This window comes from Pseudoflavonifractor sp. MCC625, from assembly GCF_018784545.1.
Taxonomy (GTDB): domain Bacteria; phylum Bacillota; class Clostridia; order Oscillospirales; family Oscillospiraceae; genus Pseudoflavonifractor_A; species Pseudoflavonifractor_A gallinarum.
This window is the reverse complement of sequence record NZ_WQOJ01000048.1, coordinates 54,656-67,022: the sequence shown is the minus strand read 5'-3', so window position 1 is coordinate 67,022 and position 12,367 is coordinate 54,656. Positions and strand designations below refer to the sequence as shown.

The following is a 12,367-nucleotide window of genomic DNA, read 5'->3' as shown; positions in this document are numbered from 1 at the left end:
CGTGTAGATTCGGTATCTGTATATCTTAGCATACCCACCGGCAAAAGAAAAGGCGAAGCCGTCCCGGCTCCGCCTGTTGTGCTCAGTGGGATGGAAGGGGTCGAGCTCCGCATTGCCCCCGAGAGGGACAGACCGTGGAAGACGGTCCTCTCACGGAATGCCGCGCTTCCCTGAGTCCTCAGCAATGGCCTGTATCGGCGCCACCCTGGCAGTTTGGACACTTTTTTAGGTGAATATCGCTGCCGTTTGCCTTGTATGTATGTCCGCAGCGCAGACAGCGCATGAGATAAAGCTTTTGAGCAAAATCGGTGCCGTCCAGATCAGTTTTCCCCAGGTTCTGCTGCTCATTTTTATTGATATAGCCAGTGATTGTAGTCATACCTTTTTGAGATTTTGAGCTGCTGTTCATTTGTATTTGATCCTCCTTCATAACCTTTCGGGACGGAAAAATAGTAATCGGCGGCCCCAGGGCAGACTGCCCGGGGTCGCCGCATTCTATGGCGGCTTGGCCTAGCTCCGCCTGTTGTATCAGTCGATTTTGTAGCCCACGCCCCACACCGTCTTGATAAAGCGGGGATTGCGGGAGGGCTCCCCCATCTTCTCTCGGAGGCGGCGGATGTGGACCATGACCGTGTTGTTCCGGTCCAGATATTTCTCTTTCCAGACCGACTCAAAGAGCTTTTCCGCTGAGATGACCTGTCCCCGGTTCTCGCAGAGCATCCAGAGGATGTCAAACTCGATGGGGGTGAGCACCAGAGGCTGGTCGTAGAGCCAGCACTCATGGGTGGAGCGGTTGATGACCAGACCGTTGAAGTCGATGACCTCCCCGGCGCTCTTGTCGGTCTCGTTGTAACGGGTATAGCGCCGGAGCTGGGCCTTGACCCGGGCGATGAGCTCCAGGGGGTTAAAGGGCTTGGTGATGTAGTCGTCCGCGCCGATGGTCAGCCCGGTGATCTTGTCCGAGTCCTCCACCTTGGCCGTGAGCATGAGCACGGGGAAATGGTGTTCCTTGCGGATCTCGCTGCAAAGGGTAAAGCCGGAGATATCGGGGAGCATCACGTCCAGAATAGCCAGATCCAGGGGGACGGAGCGCACCACCTCCAGCGCGGCGGTGCCGCTGCCGCATTTGTGGATGGTAAAGCCCTCGCTCTGGAGATAGACCTCCACCAGATCGGCGATCTCCGGCTCGTCGTCCACCACCAGAATATGGGTTTCCATGGGCACTCCCCCTTCTCAGAAATCGTACCGACATTATACCCGTCTGCCGGGACACAAGTCAAGAAGTGGGGGGAAACGTAAGAAAAAGTTAATGGTAGAGCAGAGCCAGACCCAAAAGAAATACCACCAGCCCGGGCAGGATCCGTTCTGCCTGCCGGGGTGTGCGGAGCAGGCCCAAAAGCAGCATGACCGCCCCCACCGGCAGCAGCGCCAGGGGAAGCAGCGCAAAAAAGAGGACCGCAAAGGGCAGGCCTACCGCCACAAGGACCAGACCGATCAGGGCCAGAAGAAAGAGGACCGCCGTACATAGTGTGAGTGTCAACATCGCTATCGCTCCTTTCTCAGGTTGTGTCCAGTATACCGCGCAAGCCTGAAAGGGCGGTAAAGAAAGGATTAAAAAAGTCTAAAACCGGAACATGCGTGTCAGAGTCCGGTTTAATGGACTGTAGGAGGCGTATGCTAAAGACAACTTCTCAGAACAGAAAGGGGCGTCTCCTGATGTATTACGAATTTCGATGGGTCTGCGGACATGTGGAGGTATATGACCATGCCGGGCGATTCTGCTTCTCGGCGGACAGTGAGCAGGAGGCGCGGGAGGAGCTGTCTGACGCGGCGTAATGGGCGGAAGCCCTGCCGCTTGCGGGGGAAGAAAAAAAGGCCTATAATGGACCCCGCCGGGCCAACCGGCAGACAACAGAACGACCGAGTTAATATGGGGCGGAAGGAGCGATATGCGATGAAGCTGATGGTGTTGGAACCTCTGGGGATTGAGCAGGAAAAGCTGCTGGACATGGTAGAGAAAGCGGTGGACGGCCGGATGGAGGTCGTGGCCTATGATACCCGTGCGGAGGACGTGCCCACCCTGATCGAGCGGTCCAGAGAGGCCGACGCGGTGATCCTGTCCAATTTTCCGTACCGCAGGGAGGTCATGGAGCACTGCCCCAACCTGAAATACATCAATGTGGCCTTTACCGGTGTGGACCATGTGGATCTCGCCTATTGCCGGGAGCGGGGGATCACCGTGTCCAACTGTGCCGGCTACTCGACGGCGGCCGTGGCGGACCTGGTGTTCGGTATGGTAATCGCGCTGGGCCGGAACCTGGGCGCCTGTGACGAGGTGGTCCGCCGGGGCGGGACCAAGAACGGACTGGTGGGCTTTGAGTTGGAGGGAAAGAAGTTCGGCGTGGTCGGCCTGGGTGCCATCGGCAGCCGGGTGGCCGCCATCGCAAACGCCTTTGGCTGTGAGGTATACGGCTACAACCGCTCCCCCAAGACACTGCCGGGGGTCAAGCAGGTGGATCTGGATACCCTGCTGTCCGAGTGCGACATCGTCTCCCTCCACGTCCCGGCTACAGAGGAGACAAAAGGACTGATGGACGCCGAGCGCATCGGGCGGATGAAATCCAACGCGCTGCTGATCAATACCGCCCGGGGAAGCGTGGTGGACTCCCAGGCCCTGGCCGACGCCCTGAACGAGGGACGCATTGCCGGCGCGGGCATCGATGTGTTTGAGATGGAGCCGCCGGTACCCGAGGATCATCCCCTCCTGCGCGCCAGACATGTGCTGGCCACGCCCCATGTGGCCTTTGCCACCGGGCAGTCCATGGAGAAGCGGGCCGCCCTGGTCTGTGAAAACCTGCGGGCCTGGCTGGCCGGCAGCCCCATTCATGTGGTCTGCTGAGAAAATCAAATGGACCGGCGCGGCTCGGAAGGCCACGCCGGTCCATGTCAAATCATGGGCTTGGATGGGGAACAGATTTGATCAGGTGCGCTTGGAGGAGGCCAGTGCCTTGCCGTTTCGGTCGGTCATGGTATCCAGAGAGGTCTGGATGGAGTGGGCGGCATAGCCGGAGGAACGGCTGAACTGCCCCCAGGCCAGCCAGCTGCCAAAGACCCAGACGAGCAGCTCCTTGAGCAGTTCACCCAGACCATAGCGGGCGGACCAGAGCTCCAGCAACTGTGCGGGGGCGGAGAGACCCTGCGCCGCATAGGCACAGTGCCCCAGGCCCAGGAACAGGGTGGCGGCCAGGGAGAAGAGGGCGGCGGTCACCAGCGGGGCGTGGCGGTCCATCCGCCCATGCAGAAGCTTATACCCCTGGAAAGCGCACAGCGGCGGGATGGCATAGGCCAGCAGAAAGACCCGGTCCAGGAGCACAATGGTGAATATAGACGGGATCAGTCCGACCAGAGTGCCGAGAAGGGCGCCGATCAAGCCCAGGGCACGGCTCCCGGAGGCGCGCACCGGACGGAGCGTTTTTTCCGCCTTGCGTAGACAGGAGCGGTGGACGGGACCAAAGCCAAAGTCCTGTACTTTGGCCAGAGCGTCGCAGCCCGTTTTCTGGCAGAGGGGACAGGTGTCGGGGACTGGGATGCGGTCCGCCTGGAGCGCCTTGGCCATGTGCTCTACGGCCCCGGCAAAATCAGGACTTTCGTTCTGCTCCCGGGTGGGCTTATAGGTGAGGCTGTATGTGCCGGAAGAGACCACGCCGATGGTCCAGCCCTGGCCCAGAGTCTCCCGCAGAGATTTCAGCCGATCAGCGGATAAAATGCCGTTGATCCGAAAGAAAAAGCACACGGCGCCCCGGCCGTGGGAGGCCAGTGCGGCCTCAAAGGGGTACCGGCGGCAGGCGCCGTAGATCCGGTTGTCCCGGAGCAGATAACCGCCCTCCCGCGCAAAGGCGGAAAAGGCGGCGGTAAGTGAACTGGTTGCAGCAGACATGACAGATTCGCTCCCTTGCATTCGAGTAAAAATCATTGTATCATAAACAGAGGTAAAAAACACTAGACGCCCCCGTATGATTTTTGACAAGAGAGGTCGGAGAACATGTATTTTGACACTCATGCCCATTATGACAGCGATGCGTTTGACGCCGACCGTCATCAGGTCCTGGAGGGCCTTGCAGAGCGGGGGGTAGAGCTGGTGGTCAATCCGGGCTGTGATCTGGAGACATCCCGCTTTGCGGTGGAGTTGGCGGAGCGCTATCCCTTCCTCTACGCCGCGGTGGGGTACCACCCGGAAAATCTGGAGGGGGTCTCCCTGGCGGATCTGGATGCCATCCGCACCCTGGCGGCCCATCCCCGGGTGAAGGCCATCGGCGAGATCGGACTGGACTACTACTGGGTGAAGGACCCGGAGGGACGGGCCAAGGAGCGGGAGTTCTATGACGCGCAGCTCTCCCTGGCGGAGGAGCTGGACCTCCCCGCCATCGTACACGACCGGGATGCCCACCAGGACTGCCTGGATATTGCCCGGGCCCACCCCAATGCCCGGGGGGTGTTCCACTGCTATGCGGGCAGCGTGGAGGAGGCCAAGATCCTGGTCCGGATGGGGTGGATGCTCTCCTTCACCGGGAACATCACCTTTAAAAAGGCCCGGCGTGCGCTGGAGGTGCTGGAGTGGCTGCCTTTGGAGCACATCATGCTGGAGACCGACGCGCCCTATATGACGCCGGAGCCCTTCCGGGGGCGGCGGTGCGACTCGGGCTACCTCTACCGCATGGCGGAGACCGTGGCCCAGATCAAGGGTTTGAGCACCGAAGAAGTGGCCCGCATCACGACGGAAAACGGAAGACGCTTTTTCCGTCTCGAGGCATAAGAGGCACCATGACGGCCCCAGGGGCCGGATCGAAGGGAGTTAATCTGTATGATGACCATATCTTATGAATATGAAGGCGCGCTCTACGTCAACCTCACCAACCGCTGCGACTGCGCCTGTGTCTTCTGCCTGCGCCACAACGGACACAAGGGGAGTATCTACGCCGACGACCTGTGGCTGGAGCACGAGCCCACCCGGGAGGAGGCTCTGGATGACCTGCGGAAACGGGATCTCCCCTCCTATCGGGAGCTGGTGTTCTGCGGCTTTGGAGAGCCCATGTTCCGCACGGATGACATCCTGTGGCTGGTGGACCGGCTGAAGGAGGAGGTCCCCGGCCTTCCCCCGGTGCGTATCAACACGAACGGACACGCCAACCTGATCCAGGGCCGGGATGTGACGGCGGATCTGGCGGGGCGGATCGACACGGTATCCATCTCCCTCAACGGCTCCACGGCGGAGGAGTACTGCGCCGTGACCCAGCCCAAGGATGGAGTGCAGGGCTGGGAGGCCATGCTGGACTTCACCCGCCGGGCTACGGCGTATGTGCCCCATGTGGTCATGACCATTGTGGATAAGGACAAGACGCCGGAGGAGATCCAGCGCTGCCGTACGCTGGCCGAGAGTCTGGGCGCCCGGCTCCGGGTCAGAGCGTACATCCCTGAGTAAGGGTATACCGCCATATTTTGGCGTTTTAAAGTGGGAAAAGCACTACCTTTTTCGGGGAAAAGCTGATATAATGATAGTTGTATCATGCCACACGTGTGTGTGAATGGAACGAATCATGCGTACATACAAGAGAAGAAAGAGGATATGTCAGCCGCACGCTTTGTCCCAAAGTAAGGGAGGAACGTCACATGAAACAGCCAGCCGCCGTACCGAAACGGATGTCTGTCTCGGTCTCTATGCTGGGCGGTTTCGGTATAGAGGTAGATGGAAATCTCCTGACCGATGAGATCAATCGCTCGCAGAAACCTTGGAATGTCCTTTGCTATCTGATCATACACCGGGATCGGAATGTATCCCAGTCGGAGCTGATCGAACTGTTCTGGCCGGAAGAGAACAGCTCCAATCCCGTCAATGCGCTGAAAACCCTGCTCTACCGGGTTCGTGCCATGCTCGAGCCCCTGTTTCCCAGCGATATGCCCCCGATCCTGTCCCAGCGCGGCTCTTACTCCTGGAACCGGGAGATCGAGTGCGTGGTGGACGCCGACCGCTTTGAAGAGCTGTGCCTGCGCGCCCAGGAGAAAGACCGGAGCGATGAGGAGCGGATGGCCTGTTACCGAGAGGCTGCCGAACTGTACAAAGGGGATTTCCTGCCCAAGCAGGAAAACCATATGTGGGTGATCCCCCTGTCCACCCACTACCACGCCCTTTTTGTCCGGGCGGTGAAGGAGTATGCCGCCCTTCTGGAAAAGCACGAGCAGTTTGAAGAGATGACCGCCCTGTGCAGCCGTGCCAGCGAGCTGGATCCCCTGGACGAGGGGCTTCACATCCTGGTGGTGCGCTCTCTGGTGAAGCAGGGACGGGATGCCGCCGCGCTGGAGCGCTATGAGATGGCCACCGATCTGCTCTACCGGAGTTTGGGCGTCACGCCCTCGGCCGAGCTGCGGGATCTCTATACCGCCATTATGGACACGGAAAAGAGCCTGGAGACCGATCTGGCGGTCATTCAGCAGAGCCTGAAGGAGACCGCCATCCGTCCCGGTGCCTTTGTGTGCGAATACGGCTTCTTCCGGGAGGCCTACCGTCTGGAGGCCCGCCGGGCTGCCCGCAACGGGACCTGCGTCCATCTGGCGCTTCTGACGGTCTCTCTGCCCGGAGGCGGAATGCCGGAACTGGGGGCGCTCAACAACACGATGGATCAGCTTCTTGCCATCCTCACCAACGGCCTGCGGCGGGGGGACGTGGTCTCCCGGTACAGCGGGGCGCAGTATGTCGTGATGCTGCCCGCGGCCAATTTTGAGGATTCCACCATGGTTATGGAGCGGATCGTCGCTGCCTTCTACCGGCAGCACCGGCGCAGCTTCCTCAAGATCTCCTACCGCATCCGGGAGCTGGAGATGGCGTGAGCGAAAAAGGAGCCGGTTTTTCCATGAAACAACACAAACTCTGGGCGGTACTCTGTTTTGCCGCCGCCGCTGTGCTGCTGGTGCTGGCCGGCGCTGCTGTGTGGAAAAGCAGCCGGCCGGCCCCACTGCCCACACCGCGGTATACGGCACAGCCACAGCCCACGTTGGAGGTCCTCCCCTCCCCCTCCGCCACGCCCATGCCCTGGCCGGAGGCGGATGACGGGGGACTCCCTCAGGATAAAGTATTTGTCAGCGAAAAGCGCAAGGCCTATGTGAGCGGCAGTATGCGCCTGGTGATTCCGAAGCTTGATGTGGACGTCCCGGTCCTGGACGGTGTGGACGAACAGACCCTTCTCCAGGGGGAGGGCCTGTATGATTATGCCCAGATGCCGGATGAGGTTGGGGGCAATGTGTCCATTGCGGGTCATCGGAACTGGGTGCGCAACGGCCAGATCACGGACGACGTTCCCTTTTACTACCTGCACACCATCGGGCCGGGCGACTGCCTCTATCTGGTGGATGAGACGCACATCTACCAGTATGTCTGGGATCAGACCAAGATCATTGAGCCGGACGACTGGAGCGTTATTTACTGCCAGGGCTTTTCCTGCCTGACCCTGACCACCTGTACGCCCATTGGCGTGGCGGACCACCGCTATGTGGTGCGCGCCCGGCAGGTGGATATCCTGCCCTATGACGAAAACTACGATTTCCCCGCCTGGCTGGACATCGGCACGGCGGACCCTTCCCCTATTCCAACTGAGGAGGTAACACCTTGAATCTACCCATCAAAAAGCGCGTTGGTGCCGCAGTTCTCGCCCTGGTTTTGACGGCGGGCGTTGCCGGCACGGTATTTCAGACCTGGGCGGAGGCTTCCAACATTCCGTCCAAGACCGTTATGCAGAGCGGCGTCACCGTCCTCTCCAACGCGAAAGCCGCCGTGGATACGTCCAATCTGAGCGAGGGATTTATCCAGGTCAAGTACACCGGCGGAAAAAATGTCCGCATCAAAGTGCAGATCACCAAGAGCGGCGGCACGACCTATACCTATAACCTGAACAATACCGGCAGCTATGAGACCTTTCCTCTGACCGAGGGGGACGGAAGCTACACCGTCAAGGTGTTTGAGAACACCTCCGGCACGAAGTATGCCCAGGCGTACAGCACCAGCGTCTCTCTGAAGCTGCGCAACCAGTTTCTGCCCTTCCTCTACCCCAACCAGTATGTGAACTTTACGGAAAAGAGCACCACGGTGGCCAAGGGAAAAGAGATCGTGCAGAATGCCGGCGCCACCGATGATCTGGCCAAGGTAAGCGCGATCTTCAACTGGGTGACCAGCAACTTCAGCTACGACTACGACCTGGCGGCCAATCCGCCCACGGGCTATCTGCCCGATGTGGATAAGGTGCTGGCTGCGCGCAAGGGCATCTGCTTTGACTATGCAGCGGTCATGGCCACCATGCTCCGCTCTCAGGATATCCCCTGCAAGCTGGTCGTGGGCTATGCGGGCAAGATCTACCACGCCTGGATCGACGTCTATGTGGAGGGCGTGGGCTGGATCAAGAATGCCATCTACTTTGACGGCAAGAGCTGGACCATGATGGACCCCACCTTTGTCTCCACCGGCAAGGGGAGCGCCTCCATCATGAAGTACGTGACCACCCCCAGCAATTATTCCCAGAAATACGCCTATTAAAGGAGCGGAAAGGGAGCGAAAAGAATGAAAAAGACGGCAAAGCCCCAGGTGCTTGGCCCGGATGAGCTCTCTGTATTCTGTTATGAGCTCTCTCTGATGGTCCAGGCCGGCATCGGCTCGGAGGAGAGTGTGGGTATCCTGGCCCAGGACGCCCGATCCCCCCGTGAGAAGGAACTGCTGGAGCGGATGCACGCCGTTCTGCTGGAAGGACGTGCGCTCTCCGCGGCGCTGGAGGAGACGGGAGTATTCCCCCACTATATGCTGCGCATGGTGGAGATCGGGCAGGCCTCCGGCCGGCTGGACCAGGTGCTCTCGGCCCTCTCCGCGTACTACCGCCGGGAGGCGGACACCCAGCAGTCCCTCCGGCGGGCCATCGCCTATCCGGCGGCCATGGCGGTGCTCATCGCGGTGGTTTTTCTGGCCCTGGTATCCCGGGTACTGCCCGTGTTCCAGCAGGTATTCAGCCAGCTGGGTGTGAGTCTGTCCCCCGTTGCCCGGGGTCTGATGACCTTTGGCGCGGTGAGTAAATATGTGGCTGCCGCCTTTGCGGTGGTGCTGGTGGCTGCTGCGGTGTGGGTGTTCTGGATGTTCCGCACTGCCAAGGGGCAGGCTGCCCTGAGCCGTCTGCTCTCCGGTACCGCGCCCTATCGGGCGGTGGACCGCAGCCGCTTTGCCTCTGCCATGGCGCTGATGCTCTCCAGTGGTCTACCGCTGGATGAGGCCATGGACCGCTCCTGTGACCTGTTGGACGGAACGGGGATCGCCCCCGCCCTGAAGGATTGCCGGGACCGGATGGCGGCAGGGACTGCCTTTGCTGACGCGGTGGAGAGCTGCGGGCTCTTTACCGGTCTTCAGGCGGGGCTTCTGAGTGCCGGTTTCCGGGCCGGCGTGTCCGAGCAGGCCATGGAAGAGCTCTCCCGCCGCTGTCAGGCCGACGCCGATGAGCGGCTCTCGCTGCTCCTCAGCCGCTTTGAGTATGGCCTGGTCATCATCCTCTGTCTGGCGGTGGGACTGGTGCTCCTGTCCGTGATGCTGCCCCTGCTGGGTGTGCTCTCCGCCATCGGCGGTTGATAAAGACCGTTTTTGGGAGGTGTTTTTTTGTTCCAGTCCAGACATACCCTGCGCCGGGCCCTGCCCCTGGTGCTGTTGGTCGTTGTACTGCCTGTATTTCTCTTTGCTGCGGCGGGAGGACTGGGCGGAAAGGCAGACCAGGAGAGCCTGGTCATGACAGAACGTGCGGTCCGGCGTGCGGCAGTCCAGTGCTATGCGCTGGAAGGAAGCTATCCGGCCAGTCTGGCCGATCTGGAGGAGCGCTACGGCGTATCCATTGATGAGAGCCGGATCTTTGTGGACTATCAGTACATCGCCTCCAACCTGATGCCCGACATCACGGTTTTGCCCGCGGCAGGGCAGGGGGATCCCGTTCTGGAATGGGCGGGCGGCCCATTTTGGAAGGAGCGTGACCAGTTATGAAACTCTCAAGTGAAGGGCGCGGACTGCGTTCCGCTCTGGTCGTGGTGTTGTGCGCCCTCTTTTTTATCCTGGCCATGGGAATCACCCTGCTGGGCAGCGGAGTCTATCGGGACGTGGTAGCGGTCTCCGACGGGAACGAGACGGAGCGCACGGCACTGTCCTATCTGATCAATCAGGTTCGCCGGTCCTGGAGTGTGGGGGTAGGCTCCTTTGAGTACCTGCCCGCCCTGGAGCTGACCGATTCCGGCGAGAGCGACTACCATACGGTCCTGTATGTCTATGACGGACAGCTGCGGGAGCTCTATGCCGAGAAGGACAGCGGCATGAAGGCCGAGGACGGCGTAGCCATTCTGCCTCTGGATCGTATGGAGCTGACGCTGGAGGGAGATCTTCTCACCATCACCGTGACGGCGGAGGATGGCGAGGTCTGTTCCGCCAGCGTCACGTCCCGGATGGGCGTGAACACGGTACCCGGCGGGGAGGTGTTGGGATGAGTTACGGACCGAAAAAAGCCAACCTCTTTCTCATCGAGCTGGTGTGCAATCTCCTGATCTTTGCCCTGTGCGCGGCGGTCTGCGTGGGCCTTCTGGTCCATGCCCGCCGTATCAGCCAGGAGAGCACGCGTCTCACCCAGGCGGTCTATCTCGCCCAATCCATCGCCGAGGAGTGGAAGGCCACCGGGGAGGAGCCCGCGCAGCGCAGGGAAGAGGACAATGGATTTAGTGTCCAGTGCGCGGTGCGTGGGAACGAGTTGGATATCGCCATCTATCAAGACGATATCCAGGTTTATGAGTTGGAAGGGGTGACCTACCTTGGATAGACGGCAGGAATCTCCCTTTGGAGTGGGGATCATCACCATCATTACGGTGCTGCTGGTGCTCACTCTGTCTATTTTTGCGGCACTGACTTTGACGACCGCCAAGGCGGACCTGGCCCTCTCGGAGATCAATGCAGAGACGGTGCAGTCCTACTATGCTGCCGACCGGGAGGCAGCCCAGCGGTATGCCGCCTTTGCCTCCGGGAATGAGACCGAGCTGGACGAGTGGATCCCCATGGAGGGGAATCAGTCCCTTCACATCACGCTGGGACGCATTCCGTCGGGCGCGATGGAGGGCGGCGTTACCATTGAACACTGGGAAGTGGTGGCCAGCGGGCCCGACGAGAGTGAGATCCAAGACCAGTGGAACCTGTGGGACGGCGGCCTGGGCGAGTGAACCGGCCCCGCCCGCTGAAAGAAGGAAACAGCATGACCATTCTGGAGATCCTGGAGGGGGCCGTGGCCCGCTCCGCCTCAGATATTCTCATCATTGCCGGCATGCCGGCAGCCTATAAGATCCATGGCCTGATCCGGCGGGAGGGGGAACGTCTCCTCCCCCCTGACATTCAGGCCCTGGTGGAAGAGCTCTACCACCTGGCGGGAGAGCGGGATATGAAGCGCCTGCTGGAGGTGGGGGACGATGATTTCTCCTTTGCCGTGCGGGGCCTCTCCCGCTTCCGGGTCAACGCCCTCAAGCAGCGCGGCTCCCTGGGACTGGTGATCCGGGTGGTCTCCTTTGCGCTGCCTGACCGGGAGGCCATGGGAATCCCGGACAATGTGATGGCCTTTTCCCGCTACACCCGGGGTATGGTGCTCTTCACTGGCCCGGCGGGCAGCGGCAAGACCACCACACTGGCCTGTCTGGTGGACGCAGTCAACTCCACCCGCAACAGCCACATTATCACCATTGAAGACCCCATTGAATACCTCCACCACCACAAGGAGAGCGTGGTGACCCAGCGGGAGCTGTCCACCGACACGGCATCCTACGATGCCGCGCTGCGGGCCGCCCTGCGGGAGGCCCCCGATATCATCCTTCTGGGCGAGATGCGGGACGCCGACACCATCCGGGCGGCGGTCACCGCCGCCGAGACCGGCCATCTGGTCATCTCCACGCTGCACACGGTGGGGGCGTCCAGTACGATTGACCGGATCGTGGATTCCTTCCCGCCGGAGCAGCAGCAGCAGATCCGCACCCAGCTGTCCATGGTGCTGGAAGGCGTGGTCTCGCAGCAGCTGGTGCCCACCGTGGACGGGGGGCTGACCCCGGCCTTTGAGGTGATGGTGGTCAACAGCGCCATCCGCAATATGATCCGGGAGTCCAAGGCCCATCAGATCGACAATGTGATCTCCCAGGGCGCGGCGGAGGGCATGGTCTCCATGGACCAGAGCCTGCTGCGCCTGGTGCAGAATGGACGCATCAGCCAAGAGGAGGCCCTGCGCCACAGCATCAACAGCGAATGGATGCAAAAACGGCTTGCCGCAGTACGGTGAGGAGG

Annotated in this window: 16 protein-coding genes; 12 read left to right on the top strand and 4 right to left on the bottom strand. The window is 60.8% G+C overall.

Annotated elements, in window-relative coordinates:
• Positions 1-178: 178 nt before the first annotated feature.
• The 3 genes from GPK94_RS14730 to GPK94_RS14720 all read right to left on the bottom strand — a co-directional run bounded on the left by GPK94_RS14730 (position 179) and on the right by GPK94_RS14720 (position 1,543).
• Entirely contained in the window at positions 179-409 is a 231-nt protein-coding gene (locus GPK94_RS14730; RefSeq protein WP_215656155.1) for a hypothetical protein, read from the bottom strand.
• A gap of 119 nt (positions 410-528) precedes the next feature.
• Positions 529-1,218, bottom strand: a complete 690-nt coding sequence (gene vanR, locus GPK94_RS14725; protein WP_186963128.1) for a VanR-ABDEGLN family response regulator transcription factor — start codon at positions 1,216-1,218, stop codon at positions 529-531.
• Between the two features lie 88 nt (positions 1,219-1,306).
• Entirely contained in the window at positions 1,307-1,543 is a 237-nt protein-coding gene (locus tag GPK94_RS14720; RefSeq protein WP_215656154.1) for a hypothetical protein, read from the bottom strand.
• A 411-nt stretch (positions 1,544-1,954) separates the two neighbouring features.
• Between GPK94_RS14720 and GPK94_RS14715 the strand changes: the two genes are divergently transcribed.
• The gene (locus GPK94_RS14715) at positions 1,955-2,899 is read left to right on the top strand and encodes an NAD(P)-dependent oxidoreductase (RefSeq protein WP_215656153.1); all 945 of its coding nucleotides are present in this window, start codon (positions 1,955-1,957) and stop codon (positions 2,897-2,899) included.
• An 81-nt stretch (positions 2,900-2,980) separates the two neighbouring features.
• Here the strand turns inward: GPK94_RS14715 and GPK94_RS14710 are convergent, their stop codons facing one another.
• Positions 2,981-3,937, bottom strand: coding sequence for a hypothetical protein (locus tag GPK94_RS14710; protein WP_215656152.1), 957 nt, complete (start codon positions 3,935-3,937; stop codon positions 2,981-2,983).
• 105 nt (positions 3,938-4,042) lie between these two features.
• On the opposite strand from GPK94_RS14710, the gene GPK94_RS14705 reads away from it, so the two are divergent.
• From GPK94_RS14705 to GPK94_RS14655, 11 genes are all read left to right on the top strand, one after another.
• Positions 4,043-4,813 (top strand): TatD family hydrolase, encoded by a 771-nt coding sequence (locus tag GPK94_RS14705; protein WP_101692372.1) that lies wholly within the window; start codon positions 4,043-4,045, stop codon positions 4,811-4,813.
• A gap of 48 nt (positions 4,814-4,861) precedes the next feature.
• The gene (locus tag GPK94_RS14700; protein WP_193535870.1) at positions 4,862-5,479 is read left to right on the top strand and encodes a TatD family nuclease-associated radical SAM protein; all 618 of its coding nucleotides are present in this window, start codon (positions 4,862-4,864) and stop codon (positions 5,477-5,479) included.
• A gap of 188 nt (positions 5,480-5,667) precedes the next feature.
• Positions 5,668-6,882: a BTAD domain-containing putative transcriptional regulator gene (locus GPK94_RS14695; RefSeq protein ID WP_193535872.1), complete on the top strand. Its 1,215-nt coding sequence runs from the start codon at positions 5,668-5,670 to the stop codon at positions 6,880-6,882.
• Positions 6,883-6,905: 23 nt separating this feature from the next.
• Complete coding sequence (locus tag GPK94_RS14690) at positions 6,906-7,661, top strand: class E sortase (RefSeq protein WP_215656151.1); 756 nt, start codon at positions 6,906-6,908, stop codon at positions 7,659-7,661.
• Positions 7,658-8,578, top strand: coding sequence for a transglutaminase-like domain-containing protein (locus GPK94_RS14685; protein ID WP_235964110.1), 921 nt, complete (start codon positions 7,658-7,660; stop codon positions 8,576-8,578). The genes GPK94_RS14690 and GPK94_RS14685 overlap by 4 nt, the downstream gene beginning before the upstream one ends.
• A gap of 24 nt (positions 8,579-8,602) precedes the next feature.
• The gene (locus GPK94_RS14680) at positions 8,603-9,649 is read left to right on the top strand and encodes a type II secretion system F family protein (RefSeq protein WP_215656150.1); all 1,047 of its coding nucleotides are present in this window, start codon (positions 8,603-8,605) and stop codon (positions 9,647-9,649) included.
• A 27-nt stretch (positions 9,650-9,676) separates the two neighbouring features.
• Entirely contained in the window at positions 9,677-10,051 is a 375-nt protein-coding gene (locus tag GPK94_RS14675; protein ID WP_215656149.1) for a hypothetical protein, read from the top strand.
• Positions 10,048-10,545, top strand: coding sequence for a DUF4860 domain-containing protein (locus tag GPK94_RS14670; protein ID WP_101692366.1), 498 nt, complete (start codon positions 10,048-10,050; stop codon positions 10,543-10,545). The genes GPK94_RS14675 and GPK94_RS14670 overlap by 4 nt, the downstream gene beginning before the upstream one ends.
• A complete protein-coding gene (locus tag GPK94_RS14665) occupies positions 10,542-10,871 on the top strand; it encodes a hypothetical protein (protein ID WP_215656148.1) in 330 nt (109 codons plus the stop codon). The genes GPK94_RS14670 and GPK94_RS14665 overlap by 4 nt, the downstream gene beginning before the upstream one ends.
• Positions 10,864-11,265: a hypothetical protein gene (locus GPK94_RS14660; RefSeq protein WP_145996844.1), complete on the top strand. Its 402-nt coding sequence runs from the start codon at positions 10,864-10,866 to the stop codon at positions 11,263-11,265. Before GPK94_RS14665 ends, GPK94_RS14660 begins: the two co-directional genes overlap by 8 nt.
• Before the next feature lie 32 nt (positions 11,266-11,297).
• Positions 11,298-12,362: a PilT/PilU family type 4a pilus ATPase gene (locus GPK94_RS14655; protein ID WP_101692363.1), complete on the top strand. Its 1,065-nt coding sequence runs from the start codon at positions 11,298-11,300 to the stop codon at positions 12,360-12,362.
• Positions 12,363-12,367 lie beyond the last annotated feature (5 nt).

Bases quoted from the DNA above. Each gene is read 5' to 3' on its own strand.
- GPK94_RS14730 (WP_215656155.1), bottom strand. From the start codon at position 409: ATGAACAGCAGCTCAAAATCTCAAAAAGGTATGACTACAATCACTGGC.
- vanR (WP_186963128.1), bottom strand. From the start codon at position 1,218: ATGGAAACCCATATTCTGGTGGTGGACGACGAGCCGGAGATCGCCGAT.
- GPK94_RS14720 (WP_215656154.1), bottom strand. From the start codon at position 1,543: ATGTTGACACTCACACTATGTACGGCGGTCCTCTTTCTTCTGGCCCTG.
- GPK94_RS14715 (WP_215656153.1), top strand. From the start codon at position 1,955: ATGAAGCTGATGGTGTTGGAACCTCTGGGGATTGAGCAGGAAAAGCTG.
- GPK94_RS14710 (WP_215656152.1), bottom strand. From the start codon at position 3,937: ATGTCTGCTGCAACCAGTTCACTTACCGCCGCCTTTTCCGCCTTTGCG.
- GPK94_RS14705 (WP_101692372.1), top strand. From the start codon at position 4,043: ATGTATTTTGACACTCATGCCCATTATGACAGCGATGCGTTTGACGCC.
- GPK94_RS14700 (WP_193535870.1), top strand. From the start codon at position 4,862: ATGATGACCATATCTTATGAATATGAAGGCGCGCTCTACGTCAACCTC.
- GPK94_RS14695 (WP_193535872.1), top strand. From the start codon at position 5,668: ATGAAACAGCCAGCCGCCGTACCGAAACGGATGTCTGTCTCGGTCTCT.
- GPK94_RS14690 (WP_215656151.1), top strand. From the start codon at position 6,906: ATGAAACAACACAAACTCTGGGCGGTACTCTGTTTTGCCGCCGCCGCT.
- GPK94_RS14680 (WP_215656150.1), top strand. From the start codon at position 8,603: ATGAAAAAGACGGCAAAGCCCCAGGTGCTTGGCCCGGATGAGCTCTCT.
- GPK94_RS14670 (WP_101692366.1), top strand. From the start codon at position 10,048: ATGAAACTCTCAAGTGAAGGGCGCGGACTGCGTTCCGCTCTGGTCGTG.
- GPK94_RS14665 (WP_215656148.1), top strand. From the start codon at position 10,542: ATGAGTTACGGACCGAAAAAAGCCAACCTCTTTCTCATCGAGCTGGTG.
- GPK94_RS14655 (WP_101692363.1), top strand. From the start codon at position 11,298: ATGACCATTCTGGAGATCCTGGAGGGGGCCGTGGCCCGCTCCGCCTCA.